This is a genomic window from Streptomyces davaonensis JCM 4913, from assembly GCF_000349325.1.
Classification (GTDB): domain Bacteria; phylum Actinomycetota; class Actinomycetes; order Streptomycetales; family Streptomycetaceae; genus Streptomyces; species Streptomyces davaonensis.
Window position 1 is genome coordinate 296,919 of the sequence record NC_020504.1, and the last position, 20,923, is coordinate 317,841.

Annotated in this window: 25 protein-coding genes and 2 pseudogenes; 14 read left to right on the forward strand and 13 right to left on the reverse strand. The window is 68.8% G+C overall.

Annotated elements, in window-relative coordinates; all coding sequences use genetic code 11:
- Positions 1–7 precede the first annotated feature (7 nt).
- The 3 genes and pseudogenes from BN159_RS01340 to BN159_RS43425 all read left to right on the forward strand — a co-directional run bounded on the left by BN159_RS01340 (position 8) and on the right by BN159_RS43425 (position 1,902).
- Complete coding sequence (locus BN159_RS01340; protein ID WP_015655068.1) at positions 8–376, forward strand: VOC family protein; 369 nt, start codon at positions 8–10, stop codon at positions 374–376.
- A gap of 387 nt (positions 377–763) precedes the next feature.
- Positions 764–1,063, forward strand: a complete 300-nt coding sequence (locus tag BN159_RS46770; RefSeq protein ID WP_231905554.1) for a GNAT family N-acetyltransferase — start codon at positions 764–766, stop codon at positions 1,061–1,063.
- A 229-nt stretch (positions 1,064–1,292) separates the two neighbouring features.
- Positions 1,293–1,902: pseudogene (locus BN159_RS43425) on the forward strand (hypothetical protein).
- 46 nt (positions 1,903–1,948) lie between these two features.
- Here BN159_RS43425 and BN159_RS01345 read toward each other — a convergent pair.
- Together BN159_RS01345 and BN159_RS01350 are read right to left on the reverse strand one after the other, a co-directional pair.
- Positions 1,949–2,917 carry an alpha/beta hydrolase gene (locus BN159_RS01345; protein ID WP_015655071.1) on the reverse strand — a complete coding sequence of 323 codons (969 nt, stop codon included), beginning with the start codon at positions 2,915–2,917 and terminating at the stop codon, positions 1,949–1,951.
- A gap of 104 nt (positions 2,918–3,021) precedes the next feature.
- Positions 3,022–3,339, reverse strand: a complete 318-nt coding sequence (locus tag BN159_RS01350) for a putative quinol monooxygenase (protein WP_015655072.1) — start codon at positions 3,337–3,339, stop codon at positions 3,022–3,024.
- 144 nt (positions 3,340–3,483) lie between these two features.
- Between BN159_RS01350 and BN159_RS01355 the strand changes: the two genes are divergently transcribed.
- Positions 3,484–4,377, forward strand: coding sequence for an AraC family transcriptional regulator (locus BN159_RS01355; RefSeq protein ID WP_015655073.1), 894 nt, complete (start codon positions 3,484–3,486; stop codon positions 4,375–4,377).
- A gap of 155 nt (positions 4,378–4,532) precedes the next feature.
- Positions 4,533–5,282: an SDR family oxidoreductase gene (locus BN159_RS01360; RefSeq protein WP_015655074.1), complete on the forward strand. Its 750-nt coding sequence runs from the start codon at positions 4,533–4,535 to the stop codon at positions 5,280–5,282.
- On the opposite strand, the gene BN159_RS47645 is transcribed toward BN159_RS01360, so the two are convergent.
- The 3 genes from BN159_RS47645 to BN159_RS01375 all read right to left on the reverse strand — a co-directional run bounded on the left by BN159_RS47645 (position 5,170) and on the right by BN159_RS01375 (position 6,899).
- On the reverse strand, positions 5,170–5,760 hold the full coding sequence (locus tag BN159_RS47645) for a TniQ family protein (RefSeq protein ID WP_015655075.1): 591 nt from the start codon (positions 5,758–5,760) through the stop codon (positions 5,170–5,172). The two genes, BN159_RS01360 and BN159_RS47645, sit on opposite strands and share 113 nt — an antisense overlap.
- Complete coding sequence (locus tag BN159_RS01370; protein WP_015655076.1) at positions 5,757–5,939, reverse strand: hypothetical protein; 183 nt, start codon at positions 5,937–5,939, stop codon at positions 5,757–5,759. Before BN159_RS01370 ends, BN159_RS47645 begins: the two co-directional genes overlap by 4 nt.
- Positions 5,940–6,305: 366 nt before the next feature.
- Positions 6,306–6,899: an MBL fold metallo-hydrolase gene (locus BN159_RS01375; RefSeq protein ID WP_015655077.1), complete on the reverse strand. Its 594-nt coding sequence runs from the start codon at positions 6,897–6,899 to the stop codon at positions 6,306–6,308.
- A gap of 129 nt (positions 6,900–7,028) precedes the next feature.
- Here BN159_RS01375 and BN159_RS01380 point away from each other — a divergent pair, with 129 nt between their 5' ends.
- The 4 genes and pseudogenes from BN159_RS01380 to BN159_RS01390 all read left to right on the forward strand — a co-directional run bounded on the left by BN159_RS01380 (position 7,029) and on the right by BN159_RS01390 (position 9,924).
- Positions 7,029–7,949 (forward strand): GlxA family transcriptional regulator, encoded by a 921-nt coding sequence (locus tag BN159_RS01380; protein ID WP_015655078.1) that lies wholly within the window; start codon positions 7,029–7,031, stop codon positions 7,947–7,949.
- A gap of 93 nt (positions 7,950–8,042) precedes the next feature.
- Positions 8,043–8,192: pseudogene (locus BN159_RS46780) on the forward strand (transposase); the annotation flags it as partial.
- 515 nt (positions 8,193–8,707) lie between these two features.
- Positions 8,708–9,016, forward strand: coding sequence for a transposase (locus tag BN159_RS01385; protein ID WP_015655079.1), 309 nt, complete (start codon positions 8,708–8,710; stop codon positions 9,014–9,016).
- On the forward strand, positions 9,004–9,924 hold the full coding sequence (locus tag BN159_RS01390; RefSeq protein ID WP_197541369.1) for an IS3 family transposase: 921 nt from the start codon (positions 9,004–9,006) through the stop codon (positions 9,922–9,924). Before BN159_RS01385 ends, BN159_RS01390 begins: the two co-directional genes overlap by 13 nt.
- A gap of 226 nt (positions 9,925–10,150) precedes the next feature.
- Here BN159_RS01390 and BN159_RS01395 read toward each other — a convergent pair whose 3' ends face one another.
- The 5 genes from BN159_RS01395 to BN159_RS47650 form a co-directional block, all read right to left on the reverse strand.
- Positions 10,151–11,968: an ABC transporter ATP-binding protein gene (locus BN159_RS01395; protein WP_015655081.1), complete on the reverse strand. Its 1,818-nt coding sequence runs from the start codon at positions 11,966–11,968 to the stop codon at positions 10,151–10,153.
- A 19-nt stretch (positions 11,969–11,987) separates the two neighbouring features.
- Positions 11,988–12,404, reverse strand: coding sequence for a lasso peptide biosynthesis B2 protein (locus BN159_RS01400; RefSeq protein WP_015655082.1), 417 nt, complete (start codon positions 12,402–12,404; stop codon positions 11,988–11,990).
- The gene (locus BN159_RS01405) at positions 12,401–12,691 is read right to left on the reverse strand and encodes a lasso peptide biosynthesis PqqD family chaperone (protein WP_015655083.1); all 291 of its coding nucleotides are present in this window, start codon (positions 12,689–12,691) and stop codon (positions 12,401–12,403) included. Before BN159_RS01405 ends, BN159_RS01400 begins: the two co-directional genes overlap by 4 nt.
- Positions 12,688–14,496 (reverse strand): asparagine synthase-related protein, encoded by a 1,809-nt coding sequence (locus tag BN159_RS01410; protein WP_015655084.1) that lies wholly within the window; start codon positions 14,494–14,496, stop codon positions 12,688–12,690. The genes BN159_RS01405 and BN159_RS01410 overlap by 4 nt, the downstream gene beginning before the upstream one ends.
- Before the next feature lie 123 nt (positions 14,497–14,619).
- Complete coding sequence (locus BN159_RS47650; protein ID WP_015655085.1) at positions 14,620–14,730, reverse strand: keywimysin-related RiPP; 111 nt, start codon at positions 14,728–14,730, stop codon at positions 14,620–14,622.
- A gap of 1,310 nt (positions 14,731–16,040) precedes the next feature.
- Between BN159_RS47650 and BN159_RS46785 the strand changes: the two genes are divergently transcribed.
- Positions 16,041–16,415 carry a hypothetical protein gene (locus BN159_RS46785; RefSeq protein ID WP_231905555.1) on the forward strand — a complete coding sequence of 125 codons (375 nt, stop codon included), beginning with the start codon at positions 16,041–16,043 and terminating at the stop codon, positions 16,413–16,415.
- A gap of 106 nt (positions 16,416–16,521) precedes the next feature.
- Here the strand turns inward: BN159_RS46785 and BN159_RS45585 are convergent, their stop codons facing one another.
- On the reverse strand, positions 16,522–16,740 hold the full coding sequence (locus tag BN159_RS45585) for a hypothetical protein (RefSeq protein ID WP_157901052.1): 219 nt from the start codon (positions 16,738–16,740) through the stop codon (positions 16,522–16,524).
- 802 nt (positions 16,741–17,542) lie between these two features.
- Between BN159_RS45585 and BN159_RS47375 the strand changes: the two genes are divergently transcribed.
- Complete coding sequence (locus tag BN159_RS47375; protein ID WP_269450980.1) at positions 17,543–17,665, forward strand: hypothetical protein; 123 nt, start codon at positions 17,543–17,545, stop codon at positions 17,663–17,665.
- A gap of 73 nt (positions 17,666–17,738) precedes the next feature.
- Here BN159_RS47375 and BN159_RS01425 read toward each other — a convergent pair whose 3' ends face one another.
- On the reverse strand, positions 17,739–18,200 hold the full coding sequence (locus tag BN159_RS01425; protein WP_015655089.1) for a hypothetical protein: 462 nt from the start codon (positions 18,198–18,200) through the stop codon (positions 17,739–17,741).
- Between the two features lie 284 nt (positions 18,201–18,484).
- On the opposite strand from BN159_RS01425, the gene BN159_RS42610 reads away from it, so the two are divergent.
- Both BN159_RS42610 and BN159_RS01435 read left to right on the forward strand, forming a co-directional pair.
- Positions 18,485–18,817: a peptidoglycan-binding domain-containing protein gene (locus BN159_RS42610; RefSeq protein ID WP_015655090.1), complete on the forward strand. Its 333-nt coding sequence runs from the start codon at positions 18,485–18,487 to the stop codon at positions 18,815–18,817.
- Between the two features lie 92 nt (positions 18,818–18,909).
- A complete protein-coding gene (locus BN159_RS01435) occupies positions 18,910–19,185 on the forward strand; it encodes a hypothetical protein (protein ID WP_015655091.1) in 276 nt (91 codons plus the stop codon).
- Positions 19,186–19,296: 111 nt separating this feature from the next.
- On the opposite strand, the gene BN159_RS01440 is transcribed toward BN159_RS01435, so the two are convergent.
- Entirely contained in the window at positions 19,297–20,049 is a 753-nt protein-coding gene (locus BN159_RS01440) for a hypothetical protein (RefSeq protein WP_015655092.1), read from the reverse strand.
- 206 nt (positions 20,050–20,255) lie between these two features.
- Between BN159_RS01440 and BN159_RS01445 the strand changes: the two genes are divergently transcribed.
- Positions 20,256–20,738, forward strand: coding sequence for a YjfA family protein (locus BN159_RS01445; protein WP_015655093.1), 483 nt, complete (start codon positions 20,256–20,258; stop codon positions 20,736–20,738).
- Positions 20,739–20,923: the final 185 nt, after the last annotated feature.

Here is a 20,923-nt window from a genome sequence, read left to right on the forward strand (position 1 = left end):
CATCATCATGCCCGCCACCGGCCCCGACTTCATCTCGCTCCAGGCGCGCGATCTCGACGCTTCACAGGCGTTCTACGAGCAGTACCTCGGCCTCGTCCGCTCGCCGGCCGGACCTCCGCACGCCGTCGTCTTCGAGACGAAGCCGATCGCGTTCGCACTCCGCGACGTCATTCCCGGCACCGACCTCGCATCCGTTGCCCAGCCCGGCATCGGTGCCGCGATCTGGCTCCACGCCACCGACGTCCAGGCCATCCACGATGCTCTCGTCGCCGACGGTCACACCATCGTCTCCGCACCGATCGACGGCCCCTTCGGCCGGACATTCACCTTCGCCGACCCCGACGGCTACCACGTCACTCTCCACGACCGCGCCTGACAATCCAAACGCCACCGACGATCACCGTTCGAAGACCGCCGGTTGCAGCGCATGGTTGAAAAACACCTACAGTGAGTGTTTTTAATCCTGACATCGGATGACCGCATGGTCGGCCGCGCGGCGTGACCGGCCAGTTGCGGCTGTCGGGCTTGGAACTCGGTATCGCTGTCACCAGTGACCAGTTGAAGATGGCGGCATGGACGCGCAGAAGGTGACCTTGCGGAAAATGACGCCGTCGGAGTAAGAGGCGGCGACTGAGTATCGTGAAGCCGAGACGGCTCGTGAACTCGGCAAGTTCATGCCCCAAGGGCTGGCGCGAGAGCGGGCTCATCAGGGCACGCTCAGTTCCTTCCGGACGGGCTCGACACGGCTGGTCATCATCTCGTGGTGGCGGAGAACGGTTCGGGCGAGGCTGTGGGGAACGCGTGGATCGGCCCGGATCCGCGCCAAGCTTCTTCGGGCACCGCTAGCTCGGCCTGGCTGTACGACATCAACGTCTTCGCTCCGTTCCGGCGACGCGGATACGGCTCCGCCATCCTCGCCGCTGCCGAGGAACTCGTTGCCCACGAGGGCAAGACGTCGCTCAATTTGAACGTCGTTGGGGACAATGAGGGAGCCATCGCCATGTATCAACGCAACGGCTATGGAGTGTCGTCAATGTACCTATCCAAGAGCGTGCAGCGATAGATCAGCCGATGGGTGTCCGCTTCTTGGGGGTTGAGGAACATCGGAGCGAAAGCCGGCGCTAAGCCTCGATCTGCCCTGGTGGGCTGCTGACGGATGGTCGGCGGCGGGATCCGTCTGAAGTCTTCCGCAGATAACGCCCTGAATCTGCGGCATCGCTGACCACGACCTGCGGCGATGTTCTCGGGGCTGTGCACGAAGCGGCCCCGTTATCTGTGGCAAGGGGTAAGCGGTGCCCGCCGTCGTACGACTGCCCGTCGGGAAGGCGTTGACCGTCCGCGCGGCGGCCGACGTGTTCCTCGACCCGCTCGACAACGCGAACACGCTCCGGTCGGACGGAATTGGCGTCGGCAAGACCGCCGAGCGCCTCGGTGATGCCCGTCCGCTCGCCACCGTCGCGGACGACGAGATCTGCGGCGCCCTCGGACAACTGTGGGGCGAGGCCGCGGTCAACACGTGGAACGCCCGGCGGGCGGCGGTGCTGTCGTGGCTGGGCTGGTGTGCCGAGCGCGGATACGACGGCCCGGCTGTCGCGGCCTGGGTGAAGCGGATGCCCCCGCGAACTCGCAGATCCCGGTCCGCTCGAAGCTGGCCGTGGACCGGCTGGTCGCCCGGCGCGAGGTCCACCTGCGGGAGAAGACGCTGTGGCGGATGCTGGGACCTGCACGCATACCGCCATTCTGGTCTCACCCACCTCGGCGAGGCCGGGGCCAGCCTGCCCATGCTGATGGGCGAAGTCCCGGCACAAGAAGCCGGAGAACGTACGGCGCTACTTCCACCCCTCGGCGGAGGCGATCGCCGAGGTCACCAGCCTGCTCGCGCCCGGAGACAGCAGACGCTGAGGCTTGGCCAAGGCTGAAGCGTACGACCGGAACTCGTCGACTTCACCTATGCGGCGGGGTTCGTGGCCAGGAGTCGGGCGAGCCAGTCGGTGCGGGTCCGGCGGGCTGTGGCCGAGATGTGTGCCTGCGGGTACAGGGCGTCGAATCCGTGGAAGCCGCCTGCCCAGACGTGGAGTTCGGCCTGGCCGCCGGCCGCCCAGATGCGGGTGGCGTAGTCGGTGTCCTCGTCTCGGAAGACTTCGGCGGAGCCGGTGTCGATGTAGGTGGTCGGCAGGTCCGCGAGGTCGTCGGCCAGGGCGGGTGAGACGTATGCGGGTACCTCGTCGTCGGTGAGGTCGCCGAGGAGGCAGCGCCATCCGAATCCGTTCATCTCGCGGGTCCAGACGCCGGGCCCGTTGGAGTACTGGAGGCTGGAGGTGGTGGTGTTGCGGTGGTCGAGCATGGGGCCGATCAGTACTTGGGCGGCGATCGTCGGGGTGCCGAGGTCGCGGGCCAGGAGGGTGACGCCGGCGGCGAGGCCGCCGCCCGCGCTGGCGCCTGCGACGATGATCCGGGCGGGGTCAATGCCCAGTTCTTCGGAGTGTTCGGCGACCCAGAGCAGTCCCTGGTAGCAGTCGTCGACCGGGACGGTGCCGGTGGACTCGGGCGCGAGCCGGTAGTCGACGGAGACCACGACGGCGCCGAACTCCTCGAGCCACTCCAGCGGGATGTCGATCTGTGAGAAGCGGTCGCCCATGACCATCCCGCCGCCGTGCATCCAGTAGACGCAGGGTGCGGCGGTGGTGCGATCGGTGTTCGCGGGGCTGAAGACGGACAAGGGGATCGGGGTGCCGTCCGGACTCGCAGCGGTGACCTCGCGCCGGTCGATAGCGCGACCTTCGAGGAGGGGTTCGACGGGCATCGAGGAGAAGGGGCGTACCTGCGCCAGCACTTCCGGGCTGAGCTGGGGCATGAGGGGCATGTCGGCCAAGAGTTCATGCAGTTCGGGGTCGAGGGCGGGTCGTGCCGTGGTCATGGTCGTTGCCTTTCAGGGGGTGGTGGCGGGACGGTCGGGCGAGGAGGGAGTCTCCTCGGCGGGCACCGCGGCGGCAGGGGCTGGGGGGTGGGGTGTTCGGCGGGTCAGAAGGCGGCCTTGCCGCGGACCGGCACGTAGTCGGTGTATTCGGACTCCTTGGCCAGCAGTCCGTCGATCTGCGCCACGATGGCCTGGGCGGCCTCGCCGGCGAAGATCCGGTGGTGGTCCTCCTCGCTGGTCCAGCCCTCGGTGACGTGGACGACGTCGGGGTCGGACGCGGAACGGGAGACGAGGTAGACCACGCAGTACTCGCTCGCGCCGGGGCTGCCCTCGTGCAGGCCGGTCAGCAGCAGCTCGACCAGCCGGTCGCCCATGCCGGGCCTGGCGGTCAGGGTGGCGTTGAAGCCGTACGTGGCAATCATTGAGTGCCTTCTTCTCGGTCGTGGAGTGAGGTGATTCCATTCAATCGCCGTGACCTGCGTAAACGTTAGAACGATGCTCGCTGGTACTTGCACGATCCTCGCGAGCACGGGAATTGCAGCACAGAACAGTGCTGCAATGGACGCATGCACCTCGAAGAGCTCCGCACCCTGCTGGCCCGGCACGCCCGGCCCGACTGGACCACCGCCATCGACGGCGTCCTCATCTCCAAGGTCGACCGGCCGGATCCGCCGGAGCCCTCGATGTCCGGCACGGTGCTCGCAGTCATCGCCCAGGGCGCCAAACGCCTCGCGCTGGGCGACCGGGTCTACGCGTACGGCGCCGGGCAGTACCTGGTCGCATCCGTCGACCTGCCCGTCACCGGACAGTTCACCCAGGCCGACCCCGAGCAGCCGGCCCTCGGCTTCGGCCTCACGCTGGAACCGCCGGTTGTCGCCGAACTGCTGCTGCAAGCCGGTCCCGGCGACATCCCCCGCCCCGCCGGAGGCACTCCGTCGGGGATCGCCGTCAGCGACGCCCCGCCCGCCTTGCTCGACGCGGTGGTCCGGCTGCTGCGCCTGCTCGACGAGCCCCGCGACCGCGCCGTACTGGCCCCGCTGGTCACACGCGAGATCCTGTGGCGCCTGATCACCGGCGACCAGGGCGCCACAGTCCGCCAACTCGGCCTCGCCGACAGCAGCCTCAGCCACGTCTCCCGGGCCGTGCGCTGGATCCGCGAGCACTACGCCGAGGCCTTCCGGGTCGAGGACGTGGCACGGCTGTCCGGGATGAGCGTCTCCGCCTTCTACCGCAACTTCCAGGCGGTGACCGCGATGAGCCCCATCCAGTTCCAGAAACAGATCCGGCTCCAGGAGGCCCGGCTGCTGCTCGCCACCCACCCGGGCGACGTCACCGGAGTCGGCCACCGCGTCGGCTACGACAACCCGTCACAGTTCAGCCGCGAATACCGCCGCCAGTTCGGCGCACCCCCGAGCCGGGACGTGGCCCGCCTGCGAAGCGCCGCAGGCGTCCTTCCTTGAGCGGCCGGACCATGAGGGAGGATCGTGCAAGACGATGCGACGATAGTTCTACTATTCCAGCAGGTCAGAGCGATTCAATGGGATCAGCCGTTCTTCCGCGGGGCAGGAAAATGCCTGTCCATCCGCGGATCCCACTCCATCGCAAGGATCACCGCATGAAGACAGTTCTGATCACTGGTGCCTCATCCGGATACGGACGGGAGACCGCCCTGTACTTCCACTCGCAGGGGTGGAACGTCATCGCCACGATGCGCACTCCGCGTGCGGGCGTCCTGCCAGAGTCCGGCCGGCTCCGCGTCGTCGAGCTCGACGTGACCAAGCCCCAGACCATCACCGCCGCGTTCGAGGCGGCCGGGCCCATCGACGTCCTGGTCAACAACGCGGGCGTCCCGTCAATCAGCGTGTTCGAGGGCACCCCCATGGCCCGGGTGCGGGAAGTCTTCGAAACCAACACGTTCGGCGTGATGGCGACGACGCAGGCGGTGCTGCCCCAGTTCCGCGAGCGCGGCTCCGGTGTGGTGGTCAACGTGACCTCCAGCGTGGTGCTGGGCCACATGCCGCTCTCGGCCGTCTACAAGGCAAGCAAGATGGCCATCGAGGGGTTCACCGCATCCCTCGCGCTCGAGCTCGCGCCCTTCGGTGTGCAGGCCAAGACGGTCGAGCCGGGCGCCTGCCTGACGACGAACTTCGCGGCCAACGCGACGAAGGGCGCCTCGCTGGACGAGCTGGTCCCGGCGCCCTACGCGGCATGGGCGCAGAAGGCCATGGGCGACTTCACGGGCCAGGACCTGTTCACCAAGGAGAGCGACGTCGCCGAGACAGTGTGGCGAGCCGTGCACGACACGACCGGCCAGCTGCGATTCCCCGCCGGCCCCGACGCGGTCTCGCTCTCCCAGGCGAAGTGATCAGCCAGCAGGCACGGTCACGCCCCACTGACACCAGGAGCCGGCCCCGCGTCCACGCACCGGGCCGGCTCGCCGTCGGGCGCTCACCCCGGTGAACGGGAACCTGACCAACGACGAGAAGCCGGACCGGTTCGCCCTGGGCCACGGAGTTGTCCCGTACGTACGTGTCGAAGACCGTCCGCGCGTCCTGGATGGGCACGGGGAGCATGTCGAAGAGCCAGGGCACCCAGCCGCCCAGCGTCATCGAACGCAGCCGGACGAGGGGCACACCGGTCCGCTCGGCGAGTGCGGTGACCATGGCGAGTGGCGGGTCGACGCCGAGGTCGGCCGGGACCGCCAGGTCGACGAGGCCGAGGTTGTGCTTGAGCAGGTCGGTCACCGGCATCTCGTACAGCTGGACCAGTCTGTTCAGCCACGACGAGAGGGCTTCTAGCGGGGCGGGCTGGGGGTGCAGGGGCCAGCGCCGGGCGGCGCTCACGTCAGCTCGCGCTCGAACAGCCAGCGCCGTTCACTGGGCCCGGTATAGGGCGCGAGCAGCAGGGTCCGATGGTTAATGGCTTCCTCGCCGGACTCGATCGCGGACACTGCGGCGTCGGTGAGCAGGAGTGCCAGCTCGCCGATGGTGCCTTCGCTGCGGGTGAGCAGGGAGCCGGTCATCTCTATGGTGGCGATCGGCCAAGGCCTGCGCAGCGGGAACGAAGGGCCTGGCTCCTTGTCCCCTGGTTCTTATAGAACAAGCTCATGACCTGGGCGTACGGCGGTAGGCACAGTTGAGGTGGGCACCATCCGCGGGCACACCTTCAAGGCCGGGCAGTGACGTGACTCTGTTTGACACGCCATGCTCGCGAACGGGTGGGCCGTCGTCTCCCCGACCTGCCCAAAGCCGGCTGCCATGCCGACGGCCCACCCGCGTTCGGCCAGCGGGACAGCCGACTCAAGGAGTTCTCTCGCTCAGTCGCGGCGTACTGCCCGCTGTCCAGCAGGTTGTGACGGAGAGGTAGAACGGCGTCTTCGGCTGTGTGTTCATCGGGGCGCCGTGTCGTCCGCCATGAACTCGGCGCCGTGGCCGGGAACGATCCGGTCGGCAGCGGCGAGTACCCGGAGCCGGGAGGCCCGCAGCACCTCACGGTCCGGGGCCACCGGGTCCTCGGCCGGACCGTCCGGGCGCCACCACAGATCGCCTACGAACGCCACCACGCCAGCGTCTGTGCCCGCGAGCAGCGTGATGTCCTCGGGGCTGTGTCCCGGCGTGCGGATCAACCGCAACGAGGGGGTGAGCTCGAAGCCCTCGGCGTCCCGGTCGGTCCACTGGTCGGCCTCGTAGATCGCCTTGTGATCGTGGACCCGGGCCCGTTCGAACAGGCCCACGTTCATGATGTTGTCGGGGTGGTGGTGACTGAGCACCACGTCGGTGATGTCGTCAGCACCCAGGCCCAGTTCGGCGAGTGGGCCAAGGATGCGATTGCGGCTCGCCACCATGCCGGGATCGATGATCACGTGCCAGCCCGCATCGGAAACGTAGGAGACGGTTGCCGCCACGCCGGGGCCGGTGGAGAGGGTGTAACCGACGGTCAGGACCTGGTACTTGGCGCTGCGGCCGAGCTGCGTGTCTGTCATGGTCCCATCCTTTTGAGTTGAGAGAACCCGCACGAGTGGCAGGGATGCCATCGATCGCAGGAAATGTGCCAGACTCCGCGTGTGCTTCCCTTCAAGACTGTCGCCGCCTACGCCCCGCCGGGAGTCGGCATGCTCGCCGTCGGCATCGTCGCCGAGGTGTTCGCTCCGCACGGGCAGGCGGCCCCCGGCTTCGACTTCACCCTGTGCGGCGAGGGGCCGGGTATCGTCCCCACCGACGTGGGCGTGCCGCTCACGATCACGCACGGACTGGACCGGCTGGCCGGCGCCGACCTCGTACTCGTGCTGCCAGGGGCCGACTTCCGCACGCCACCGGCCCCCGCCGTCCTCGATTCCCTCCGGGCCGCGCACGAGCGCGGCGCACTGATCGCCGCGCACTGCGTCGGCACGTTCACGCTCGCCGCCGCCGGCCTCCTCGACGGCCTACGGGCCACCACTCACTGGCGGTTCGCCGAACTCCTGGCCCGCACCCATCCGGCCGTCACCGTCGAACCCGACGCCCTGTACCTCGACCAGGGCAGGATCAGTACGGGTGCCGGAGCCGCCGCGGGCTTCGACCTCTGCCTGCACCTGCTGCGCCGCGAACACGGGGCCGCGATGGCCAACCACATCGCACGTGACATGGTGTTGCCCTCGCACCGCGACGGAGGGCAGACCCAGTACCTGGCCGCCCCCGTCCCGGAGGATGGTCAGGACGAGCGCCTCGCCGAAGTTCTCGCCTGGGCCCGCGACCACCTCCACGAGCCGCTGCCGGTAGCGGAGTTGGCCCGGCGTGCCGTGATGAGCAAACGGTCCTTCGCACGCCGCTTCACCGCGGCCACCGGCACCACACCGCACGCCTGGCTGCGGGAACTGCGCCTGAGCCGGGCCGAGGAACTGCTGGAGACGACCGACCTGCCGGTCGAGGAGGTTGCCCGCAGAGTCGGGTACGGCAGCGCGTCCGTGCTGCGCGAGCGGTTCGTGAGCCGCCGGGGAGTTCCACCGCGCTCGTACCGCCGCGCCTTCACCCGCACCTCCCGACCGGCAGGCTGAAGCAGTCACGAAGCGCAGGCGAAAGCGTCCTGCCGTCCCCCCGTCGGCCCCGAAGCCCAGACACGGGCGCGATGATGCCCAGTCATGGACGCGATCCGTCGCCGCACCGGCGTGGTCGGCATCTTCCCCGATCGCACCGCCGTGCTCCGCTTGGCCGACGCCGTCCCGGCAGAGCAGAACGACGAAGGGACGGAAGCCCGCCGCTCCAGGGGACTTGACCTGCTGGCCAAGGCCCGCCTCGATGGGATCGAGTCAGAAACCGACGACACAGTCCTGCCCACCGAACTCACCGCATCGCCCCGGAACGAGATCACCGAGTGGGCCATCGATGCACCACTCCAGTGGACGAGACGCTCCCATCGCGGCCCAACACTCGACGCTCACATAGGCCCAACCTGGCTGCGGGGCCCCACATCGAGAACTCGCACATCAGGCACTCTCTCTGGCCGTGAAGGACGAGTGTGTTGCCGGTTCCGGGCGCCGGAGGCGAACCGGGGCCGCTTCGGTCAAGAGTTGGATCCCTTATGGATCCCGTTCAGGAAAGACGCTGGATGCCGGCTCGGACCGAGCCTTACGGTCACGTCATGAGTAATCACTTGGATGCACCTGTCACACCCGTCGAGGCCTTTGAACCCCCCTACTACGTCGCCGTCTTCTCCACGGTTCGCAGCCACGACCAGAGTGAGGTTCCCCTCCTACTGTGGAGACCGTGACCGGAGGGATAGTTGGGGTCATGGCATCCAAGGAGCGCCTCTACGATGCAGAGTTCCGCGATGGGGGCGGTACGGATCGTGATGGAGACCGGGAAGTCGATCCCGGAGGTGGCCGCGGATCTGGGCATCCATTCCGGGACACTGCACAGCTGGGTGTCGCGGGCGAGGCGTAACGGGTCACCGTCGTCGGACCGGCCGGTGGCCGAGGCGTCGCCCGGTGGTCGGCTGCGGGAGAGTGAGCGGGCGGAGCTGGACCGGCTGCGGGCCGAGGCCAGGGAGAAGGACAAGCGCATCCGCGAGCTGGAGATGGAGCGTGATGTGTGCAAGCGATTCGTGGCCTTGTGGGTGAAGTAGCTGACGCGGACCCGGCCGTGGCGGTCGGGGTGATCAGCAGCTGCAAGGCCGAGCAGAAGATTCCGTACCGCACCGCATTCCGGGCACTTGGGGTGTCGGAGTCGTGGTTCTACAAGTGGCGCGACCGCCCGCCCACGGCGCGGGAGATGCGCCGGCAGCGTCTGGCGGAGGAGATCGAGGAGATCTTCCGCGGCTCGGGCGGCACCTACGGCTCGCCCAAGGTGTTCATCGAGCTGATCCGCCGGGGCTGGCGGGTGTCGGTGAACACCGTCGCCAAGCTCATGGCCGAACTCGGCCTGGCCGGACGGAAGATCCGAAGGCGCCGGGGCCTGACCCGGCCCGGGAAGCGGGCGGCGGCCCCGGACTTCGTGCGCCGGGACTTCACCGCCGAGGAACCGGACCTTGTCTGGGCGGGCGACATGACCGGGATCGACACCGGCGAAGGCAAGCTCTACCTCGCCACCGTCATCGATCTGTTCTCCCGGCGGCTGCTCGGCTACGCGATGGGCGTCCGTCACGACACCGAGCTGGTGGTGGCCTCACTCAACATGGCCGCGGCCACCCGGGGCGGCGACGTCCGCGGCGTGATCATGCACACGGACAGGGGCAGCGAGTACTGCTCGCGGCGCTTTCGCCGGGCCTGTCGGCGCCTGGGCGTGACCCAGTCCATGGGCAGAGTCGGATCTTGTTTCGATAATGCCGTGAGCGAGGCGTTCAACAGTGTGCTCAAGGTCGAGTACGTCCACCGACACACCTTCCGCACCCGCACCGAGGCCCGGATCAGGATAGCCACCTGGATCACCGACTTCTACAACACCAGGCGGCTACACAGCGTATGCGGGTTCAAGAGCCCGATCGACTACGAACGCGAGTACCGAGCCACCCTGGCCGAGGGACTGGCCGCATAGATCGTCTCCACACTACGAGGGGATTGACAGTGGCGACGTTGTAGTGCTCGTGGAGGTGGCGGGCGATCGCGGACTCAGCGTCGGCGAGGACGACGTCCCCGACGGCGATCGGCTTTGAAGTGGGCCTCGCCACGCAGGGCGTGCCGGCCTCGGACTCCCCGTCCGGGGCCGGTTCCTCCGGTACCGCCCTGATCCGCGTACACGACTCCTGACTACTTGCCGCGGATCACGCCAGGGGAGGTGGAAGCGGGCCGTTCGGCGGTGGCACGGCGCGCGTGCGGCCGCGCTCGGCGGCTCCGTGTGCCAGCGCGAGGCTCCGGTAGGCACCGCTGCCGGCGAGGAGTTCGTCGTGTGTGCCGGTGGCGACGACGCGGCCGTCGTCGAGGGCGACGATCCGGTCCGCGGCCTGGACCGTGGAAAAGCGGTGGGCGATGACCAGGAGGGTGCACTCGCGGCTGATCCGGCGCACCGACCGGCGCAGCGCCGCCTCGCTGATCGGGTCCAGCTGGGAGGTCGGCTCGTCCAGGAGCAGCAGCGCGGGCCGGGCGAGCAGTGCGCGGGCGATGGCGACGCGCTGCCGTTCCCCGCCGGAGATGCGGGCGCCGCGCTCGCCGACATCGGTGTCCAGCCCTTCGGGGAGCCGGTCCACCAGTGCGTCGAGGTCCGCCAGTGCCACGGCCCGGCGGAGGTCTGCGTCGCCGGCTTCCGGGGCGGCGTACAGCAGGTTCTCCCGCAGCGTGCCGTACAGCACTGGCGCGTCCTGCTCCACCAGCGCCATGCGGCCGCGGGACTCCGCGCGGTCCATGGCGCGCAGGTCGGCGCCGCCCAGCAGGATGCGGCCGCGGTCGGGATCGTAGAACCGCTCGGTGAGGGCGAAGACCGTCGACTTGCCCGCGCCCGACCGGCCGACGAGCGCGGTGGCGTGCAGGGCCGGCACACAGAAGGACACCCCGCGCAGCACCGGACGGGCCGGCTCGTAGCCGAACCACACGTCCTGGAACTCCAGCACCGAGTCCCCGGTTCCGGCCCGCGGTGAGGCAGGCTCCGCGGCCGGGGGTTCCACGGGCAGGCGCAGGGCGTCGTTGATGCGCTGGAGGGCGCCGCTTCCCTGCTGGAGGGCGCTCATCGCCTGGAAGACGGCGTCGATCGGCATCACCAGGTACGTCATGTACAGCAGGAAGGCGACGAGGTCGGCGACCGAACCGTTGCCCTGCGCCACGCGGAGGCCGCCCACCAGCAGGACCACCAGGAACGAGCCGTTGACGGCGAGCCGGGTCGCCGGGCCGATCACCGCTTCGAGGCGGGCCATGCGCAGGCTCGCCGTGTACGCGGCCCGGGCCTGGGCGGCGATCCGGTCGCACTCGCGCGGCTCGGCCCGGCTGGCGCGTACCGTTCGGATCGCGCCGAGCGCCCGCTCCATCTCGGCGGCCATGGCACCGACCGACGTCTGCCGGTGCAGCGAGGCCCTGCGCAGGCCGCGCAGGGCCGACGCCACCGCGAGACCGCCCACGGTCACGAGCACGAGCACGATCAGGAAGAGCACCGGGTCCAGCCACACCATGAGCGCCACGGCGCCCGCCACACCCACCACACCGGTGACGGCATCCGCGAACGAGTCGGCCACCAGCCGGCGCACCTCGACGCCGTCCGTGCCGAGCCGCGAGATCAGATCCCCGGTGCGGTGACGTTCGTACACCGGCATCCGCAGCCGAAGAAGCCGGCCGATCAGGCTGACCCGCAGGCCGAGGGTGACCCGCTCGCTGGTGCAGGCGAGTACATAGCGGGCGGCCGTCTCCACCACTGCCTCGCCGAGAAAGAGTGCGACCAACGCGCCGACGAGGGCGGCGGAGACGGTGCCGGTGCCCGCAGTGTCGATGACCTGTCGGACCAGAAGGGGCTGGGCGAGACCCAGCGCGGCTCCGGCGAGGGTCAGCGCGCATGCCGCAAGCACCCAGCGGCGGTACGGGCCCATCAGGCGCAGGACGTCCCTCAGGCCCGCCCGGTTGTCCGTCGGCTGTCCGGCCTGCTCCCCGTCGTGCGCCATGATCTCGGCCTCCCGCCTCTCACGGGACCGTGAAGAGAGTCCGGAAGTAGCCGGGCGGGAAGTCCTCGCCGACGGCCACGCCATCGGTCTCCACCCACGCGTGTGCGCCGAACGGCGAGGTGAAGCGCACCCCTACGCACCAGGTGGGCCAGCGGCGGTGGAGTCGGCACAGCAACACGGTGGCCAGGGACCGGGTGAGGCAGCCCTCGGGCCCTCCGCAGGCGATGCTGACCGCGACCACTGTGTCCCGTGCCTTCTTCGTCTCAGCCGGTCCGGCGGGGCGGGCGCCGCGCCGGACCACGCAGAGGACACTGCGGATCCGGCGCGGCGAGCGGGTGGCCAGCAGCCGTGCCGCGCCCACAGCGGCATGGGCCTCGACCCGCTGGAGGAGGGGAACGGAACGAGGATCGTGCAGGACCGCGCCCTGCATCGTCATCGCGGATCGTCTCCCTGCGGCCCGCCGGGCGTCGTCTCGATCAGCCGGGCCCTCCGGAGGGCGGCGACCAGTTCCTCGACGTCGTGCTGCGCGGTGCCGGCGTCGACGGAGTACTCCTGGGCGATCTGCCGTGTGGCCTCGCCGGGCGTACCGCCGTCCAGGAGGGTGCGGAGCACGACGGCCCCGGTGGGGTTGAGCGCCCAGTAGTCCCCCGAGTCCTCGTCGAGGAGGGCGACGCCGTCCTCGGTGGGCGCGAGGGACACGTGGCCCCGCAGTTTCACAGTCATGACTCCTCCTGCTCCTTGGGTAGGCCGGTGAGCGGCCGCTCGATGGCGCGCAGCCAGGTCTCGCAGGCGACGGTCTGGTACAGCACGTCTGCGCCCAGCCGAGGATCGAGCGGCCGGGCGCAGACGTCCCGCACCGCGTCGGCGTCGATGAGACCCAGGCGGGCGAGGCGGGATTCCTCCCAGAGGGCCAACAGCGCTGCCCGGTGGCGGCGCAGGCCCGGCGCCTCGTCGCAGTCGGCCGTGGCCTTGGTCTGCCGTACACGGGTCTCCTCGGGGACGACACCGCGCATGGCCTCCTGGATCAGCGGCTTGTACCTCCAGGGGGTGATGCGGTCCTCGGGCCGCACGGCGAGACCGGCCTCGATGACGCGGTCGTCGTAGTACGGCGACGCAACGGTCATCCCGATGCGGGCGCCCATCTCCTCCACCTCGGCGGCCACGCGTGACACGGCCTGCATGGCGGCCAGCTCGCGGTGCTGGCCGCGGCGTCCGGCCAGCGGCAGCGCCGTGTGTGCGGCCTCCCGGACGAGGTCCCGTACGGCTGTTGCGGCGTCCGGGGTCGTCCAGGGCGGCAGCCGGGGCGTGAAGCCCCAGGCCAGCAGCGGGTCGTTCAGGGGTGGCTGCGGCTCGACGAGGTGGTCGGCGACGTCGAGCAGCCAGGCGCCGTACGGGCGGCGGTCGGCGAGCTGGCGCAGCACGGCCGCGCGGGGCCAGCGGTACTTGGCGCAGAAGCCGCGGATCAGGCGTGCCGCGAGCCGGGGGCGGGTCCGTGCGAGGGTGTGCAGGTGAGCGAGGGATCCGTACAGGAGTTCGTCGCCGCCCATTCCGGTGAGGTGGGTCGTGGACCCCAGATCGGCGGCGTGGCGGACCGTGACGAGTCCGCGCTCGCGTTCCCCGCCCGAGGTGGGTTCCTCCAGCGGGTCGTCGAGGTTGTGCACGCCCGCGTAGAAGAGCGGCACGTCGGTGGCCGGGATCACGTGGTGCTCGATGGAGCCGAGCGCGGCCGCGGTGCGCACGGCCCAGGGGACGTCGTCGCCGCGGGCGTCGCGCAGGCCGATCGTGCAGGCCGCCACCCGGGGCGTGCGGTGGGCCGCGAGGCAGCAGACGGCAGTGGAGTCCAGGCCGCCGAGGTCACAGCTGACCGTGCCGTGGCGGTCGGTCCGTACCGCGACCGCCGCCGCCAGCGCGTCACGCAGGGCGGGTGCGCCCTCGGCCATCGGGAGCTCCGGCTCGGGTGGAGTCCACCAGCGCAGGTGCCGGGGCCGTCCCGACTCGTCGATCAGCAGACTGCTGCCGCCGGGCACCTCGGTCACTCCGCGCCAGACGGGAGTCCGGGTCAGTGGCGGCAGGATGAACGGTTCCAGCAGGCGAAGCGCGAGGCACGGCTCGTCCAGGGGGAGATCGGCCAGCCGGGCCAGTACGTCGGCGTGGTCGGCGGCCACGGTGATCCCTCTGACGCGGACGTGGCAGACGCGCCGCATCGATGTCACGGTGCCCTGTATCCGGACCCTGCCGTCGACCGAGGCGATCAGGTGGGCGCTGCCGGGTGCGCTCCGGGCCAGGCCGTCGAGCCGGGCGTGGGGATCCATTGCGACGCGCCACAGCTCTTTCGTCGTGACCGCGTGCTGGCCGATGACGGCGATGCGGTTGCGGCCCGCCCCGCCGAGAGTCAGGGCATCTTGGGGCCAGTGACCGAGAATCCAGGGACGCCCGGAGGCATGGTCGATCTCGTCGACCCGCTCGGGCGTACGGTCCCGCAGGGCCGCCGCGATGGGGGACGCCGGCCGGCAGTCGGGGAGCACCACGAACCATGTCGGCGCCGGTTGTGGAGACGTGCCGCGTCACCGCCCTCCTGCGCGAGACAGACGGGCCGGACCGCAGCACGCCGGCTGCACCGGCCCGCCAGTGATGTGCGGAATGTGTTGGCCTCAAAGGAGCTGGTGCCGGAAGAGCACGTCCTTGGGACCGCGTCCGCCTAGACCGGTGAGGGTCCTGAAGGAACCCGCCAGGATCAGGGTCGGAGGCTCGTACATACGCATGCCGTACACCTCCTTTCCACGTTTCCCGTATACCCGTTAATCAAGCTATATCAGCAAATATGCCATCCTTCCAGGCGGTTTGAATTGGGCGAACCTTCAACTATTAGGCCGACTTGAAGAGTTGCTCCACCGCGCCCGCGACGGATCCTCGCGGGAATCGGCCTTCGTGCGACCCTGCCTGCATAGCGACCACCGCGCGATTGCGGGCCGCGCATGTCGAACGTTGAACCAAAAGGTATGCCGTCTCGCCCAAGTCCCCGAACAGTCCGAGGAGTTCGGGGGCGCCGAGAGGGGTGTAGCCTGCGGCGATGAGCAGCTCCGCCTCCAGCCTGGTGCCGGTCCACATCGGACAGCCGGAACCCGGATCCGAGTTCGCCGCGTGCCCGGCTGGACCACCGTGTCGGCGTGGAGGGCGACGGCTACCTGGCGATGCCGGCCGCCGAGGCACTCGCCGCTCTGGAGTTGGGCGGGCGGGCGCCCCGGCCGCGTGACGAGGTGTTTCCGCTCCCGCCATACGCGGCGCCACATTCCTGGGTCGTGATCCACCGTGGTGTTCTTTCCGCGCCCTGCATCGTCCTGACGGGGTCCAGGCCGCCTACAGTCACCGGGAGGGGATCGGCGCCGAGCAGCTCATCAGCAATCTGGGGACGGCGGCGGCGGCTCTGCGCCCGGAGCCGTCTCGCTGATCACGATGTTCTCGGGCGACAGCTCCCCGGCGAAGAGGACAGCTCGGCCCCCGTCCACGTCCGGTAGCGAAAACCTTGTCGCCGGTTTCGACATCCTTGATGTTCTTCACTGTGCCGTCTGCCATGCCGACGTCTTCGTCGGGCAGGAAGCTTCTCTTCCACAGCCTCGTTGCCTGCCCACAGAAACAACTTGCAGCTCTACTCACCAGAACGCCGAGGAGGCCCGGCACCGCTCCTTCACCTTGGTTACCGAGAGCCTCGGCCGTGGATTCTTCATCGCTGTCCAAGGCATCCCTCGCTGCGACGCCGGCAGCTCCGGATCCTGCGGCAGTTCCTTGGCACAGGGTCGGATGGCCATGCGCTTGACTGTGCCCCTCGGTGATCGAATGATGAGAACGCGCGGGGAGCCGAGCAGTTGAAGAACAACGACATACCGCAGGTACCGGACGCGGCGTGGCTGGAGGAACGTCTGGGCATGGGCTCGCTGTGGCGGCCCGACGAGGCCGCTCTGCCGGCCGAACTGACCGATGCCGGGACGAGGGAGTATTTGCTCACGGTGGGTTTCCCGCCGTCCGTCGCGGCATCGTGGGGATCGAGACGAGGCACGTGCGGGGCAAGGACGCAATGGAACCGTTCGATGCCGATGAGATCTACGGCAGACGCTACCCCGACGACGACTCCCCGCCCACCAACTTCTGCTTCACCGTGGCTACCCGCTACGACCAGCACCTGATGCTCGACGCGGCGGACCGCAGCATCACCCACAACGACCCCAACGGCTGGGACCACGCAGCCGGGTGGCAAGGACCCGCAGCCGAGGCCCTGCCCACGCTGGCCCTCCTCCTCGGACTGATCGCAGAGTCGAGCAACGCCCTGGAATCAACCGACGACGCTGTACGCGCGAGCGCCCTCACAGATATACGTGAGCTCATGATCGAATGGGAGCCGTACACGGCCGACTCAGCCTTCTGGTCCGGCGTCTTCAAGGCTCTGAGCTGAAGAGCGTCGATGGCAGGCATCGTCAGGGCGAGGCCGAGGCCCCCTCCCAGCCATGACCAATGGCTCATATGAGTGCCTTCTGGCCTGCGATCATCGGGAAAGTGGTTCAGTCGACACCACGACGTTGATCAACATTGTCGGTGCCGCTGAGGATTGCGGCATCCGCTTCCACCCGTACCACCTGCAGGACAAGGGCCGAGTGGGGATGCGGACGTATCGCAAGCTGGAGGGCCGCGAGATCACCACCGCGCCGACCGGCAAAGGCCACCCGCTCACCAAGAACCAGGTCATCCCGATCAGCGACGAGGAGCCGCGCAACGGCCAAACCCATCCACCTCCAGGCGTTCGTACCGCCAGCGTCAGCCGACGCGCCGAGAGTTGCGGAAGGCTACTACCTGCACGCCGATGGCCAGGCCCCGGTGAAGCCATACGAACTCGTGCGCCAGGCCCTCAAGTGCCACCGATGGCGGCCATCGCCGAGCACGCCTGGCCCGGTCACGCGAACGCCTGGGCCTGCTCCCATGCGAGGCGCCGGCCGGATGAAATCCGCCCGAGGAACTGCTGCTGCGAGCAACCGCGGCGGAGATCAAGAGCGCGGCAGGCCAAGGAACTGCTTGCGCCGCCTGTCGAGGTGACTGAGGAAGAGATCAGTGGCGCGGCAGGCCAGGGAAGCTCTTCCGGTGAGCTGTCGGCGGGGCGTGGTCACAGGTGGAAGGCCCTTCGCGGCAGAGACTTTGCGCAGATGTGCGAGTCCGATGTGGACCTGTGCGCGAGTGCGTGAGGCACCATCTGACGCCCTCCAACTGTCCGAAAGGGCGTGCGGCCCCGGCGTGGGAAGCGGCCCTGGATCGCGTCCCATGAGGTGGTCTAATTAGTTGAGCCCGATGCCGACCTTGGCGAGCCGGTTTGCGAGGACCTAGATCCGCTCGGCTGTGGCGACGGGCCCGGACTCGGCTGGCAGGAGAAAGGCGCCCTGATCCGGGACGCTCTGGAATCCGGACAGGTACAGGGCATCGTGGGCCTCAGCCGGGACGCTTCCATACGAGGCGCCGAGGAGCCCGTCCTCGTAGCGGACGAGGGTGACGGCGCTCGTCTACCGCCACCGCCGCGTCCCTTCCGGTGCGAACGTGCACGAGAGCGTACGGCTGCGGATCGAGACCGACGCCGGGTACGCGAGGCCGATCCCGGACGGGGTGACCTGGACGGACAGTGAGTGGCTCACTCCGCATCCCCGCGCGGGGGCTGCGTGAGCGCGAAAGGACGGACGCGGCAGGGAGGGCTGCGTGAAGGGACGCGCGCGACGCAACGGCGTGTGCGCCCGCCTCACGTCTGGTTCTCGAAGTGCTCCAGAAGCGTCCGCTGAAGCGACTGAAGCACGAGCGTGTGCTGTTTGAGCATCGTCAGCCGGTTCGCCGCGGTGGCGGCGTAGGACGCGTCCGCCCGCCTGTGCGTCGTCGCCGCGGTGAGGACGTAGCCGTTAAGAGCATCCATGGCCGACGCCTCGTCGAAGACCTGTCCCCTCCGCATCAGATAGCGGTCCAGGGGCATTTCGTCGTCGGCGATCACGTTCGCGATGACGGACGGCTGCCAGTCGTCCGCGTTGGTCAGCGAGTAATGCGTGTCGAACCCTATCGTGACCAGTTCACCTTCGGGAATCTCCACCTCGTACCGGCCTTCCTCATCGGTGTAGGCCCGGTCGATCAGGGACAGATCACCGCGGTAGACACTGACCTTGATCATGAAGATCGGCTTCTTGTCGTCGATCGCTCTCACATGCCCGAACATGAGAGTCTCCTCTCGGCGGGATCCCTGGGCCGGTCGATGCTCATCGGAGCGCGAGGAAGCGTCATTCACCCACCCTTCCTCCAGTCTGTCCGCGCCCAACTCCCACCGCCACTCGGCATGTTCTTACGGTGATGTGTCGCGGTCCTACGGGCCCCGCGCTCGGTGGCACCGGTTTCGAGGCTGAGGGACCATGGTGCTGTGGCTCCGAGCTCTCGACTCCGGGAGCGTCATCGACGGATGCCTCCCCTCCTTCGGTTTCGCGCGACACGGACAGGAGACGGACAATGCCCAATCCCCTGCTCAGACAGGGCGACACCGGCCCATTCGTCACTCGCCTGCAAGGAGACCTCAAGATCCATGGGTACGACGTCGGCCAAGTAGACGGAATATTCGGCCCCAAGACCGACGCCGCCGTTCGTCAATTCCAGTCCGATCAGGGCCTGGTCGTCGACGGAATCGTGGGACCGGCCACCTGGGAAGCGCTCGAAGGACCTGTTCCGACCGAGGCCGTCACCTTCGACCTGTCCGATTTCCCGTCACTCGCGCACATGTTCCGCTGCGCCGCCGACAAGGACGTGGACGGCTACGTGGCAGAGTTCGGGATCGATCTTTCATGACCATTTACCAGGACTCGGACCAACCCATAGACATGACAACCCGAAAGGCATTCGGCATCCGTCACTGAATCCAGCCGAGAAGGAGCGCCACCATGGCATGCGAAGTGCAAAAGGTCGCAGTAGCCGTCGCTTTCGGAAACGCCGTCGCCTCGACGCCGGGGGTCGCGTTCGGCACTGTCGCACCCCCCTTGGAACCGTTGATCGCCGCCAAGATGTGGCTTTCCTGGGTCGGCGTAGTGGTCGCTCTCGGGTTCCTCAGCAAATGCCTCGACGAGGCCGGCCGGCATCAGGATGCCGAAACGCTGAGGCAGGAGATCAACAAGCTGAAGAGTGAGATGGAGTCCATCAAGAACAGCGTTCCCCACTGAGGCGACGTTCCCCACTCAGGCCAACTCGCCCTCGCCGAAACGGCCATGAACCGACCTTGATACCGGCTGGCCCTAGGGTGATACGAGGGGGCTGGGGGGCTTGCCCTCGGGTCAGGGCCGCCCGGCCTCCGCCAGGACGGTGAGGACCCTGCGGGTCTTGCTCTCCGGGAGGTCCGCGATGACGACCCCGCGCTCCTTCACCACCTCCTCCAGCCTCCGCTGCTTGCGCTCGGCCCGCGCCTTCAACTCCTCGGCATTCTCTCCCTCCTTGGGTTTCACCCGGAGCGAGACCTCCAGGAACTCCAGGCCGGCGACCCTCCATGCCTCCAGATCGACCTTCAGGTCGTCGAGCTCAACGTCGTCGGCCTTCGTGGAGAGGATCGGACCGAGCGCGACCAGCCCGTCGAGCCGAATGTCGGGTGCGCAGACATCCAGGAACTGGTCCTGCACCGCGTCGATCCGCGCTGCGGGATCGTCTCCGGGCTGGACGGCGCCCAACAGCGCGCCCTGGGGATGGTCGTGGACCAGCGAGGCGGCCAGCACCCGGCGGTCCGCCGACCAGTCCTCCTCGATCCGGTACGTGAACGGCGTGGCGTCGAAGGGGTCCTCGAAGCGGCCGATCAACTGCTCCCGGGTGGACGGCCGCAACTTCACGGTCAAGTCGTCCGGACCGCTGCCGATCCTGAAGCGTACGATCACACCCCCGTCCAGCAGGGGCACCCGGCCCTCCGCGACACCGGCCCGGTCCTCGGCGAACCAGATCCGGCGCGTGATCAGCGCACCTCCCGTCCCGCGGAGGGCCGACAGAGCCGCTTCGACGTCGCCCTCGACATTGACCTTGATCTCGATCGGCAGCAGGTCCATGGCATCGCTCCCGCTCGCTTCCCAATGGGTCCATTCCATGGTAAGTACACCGCCCTGCGGGCCGCAGCGCGACTCCCGAGCAGCGTGTGCCTGTTCAACTACCGTCGCCATGCCACCGGTTGCCGGGCCCATGTCGGCAGGTGTGTTCTGGAATCACGGGAGTTGACAGCCCGTGCCCGAACCGCCGCTCCGGAAGGAACCTCCTCATGATGAGCACACGCCGTCCGGCGGGGGCACTCGCCGCTGTACTGATCACAGCGGCGGCCACCTCGGTCCTCTCCACCCCCGCGCATTCCGCGCCGCCGGAGGCGACATCGAAGCCTCCGGCGCGAGCGCCGGTGACGTGCTTCGCCACCACGTGTGACGGCCTCGATCCCATCGCGACCCATTGCGTCGACGACGCCGTGACGATCGACGACGCCACGGTCGAGGGTCGCATCATCCGCCTGCGGTACAGCGCGGAGTGCAGGGCCGCCTGGGCACAGCTCTGGTTCGGGAAGCCGGGCGACAAGGCGTGGGTGCGGGCCGAGGACGACGACGGCAACACCGTTGCCAAACGGATCATCACGGTCAGGCCGGGGGACGAGAACAGCGTGTACACGCTGATGGTGAACGACAAGGACCTCAGGGCCCACGCGTGTGCGGAGCTGCCTCCCGACTCCAACACCGCGTGCACGTTCTACTACTGATGCCGAGGCCTACCGCTGATGCCGAGGCGGAGGCGCCGACGGCGATCGTGTTGCGGCCCGCCGCACCCGTGACATGCTGGAATTCGGAGACGTGAGCAGATCGACGCACGCCGTCGGCCCCCTCACCGCCTCGGCCTCGTGAGGCCGGGCACAGAGCTGTGACGCGGGTGCGACGACCGCGAGTG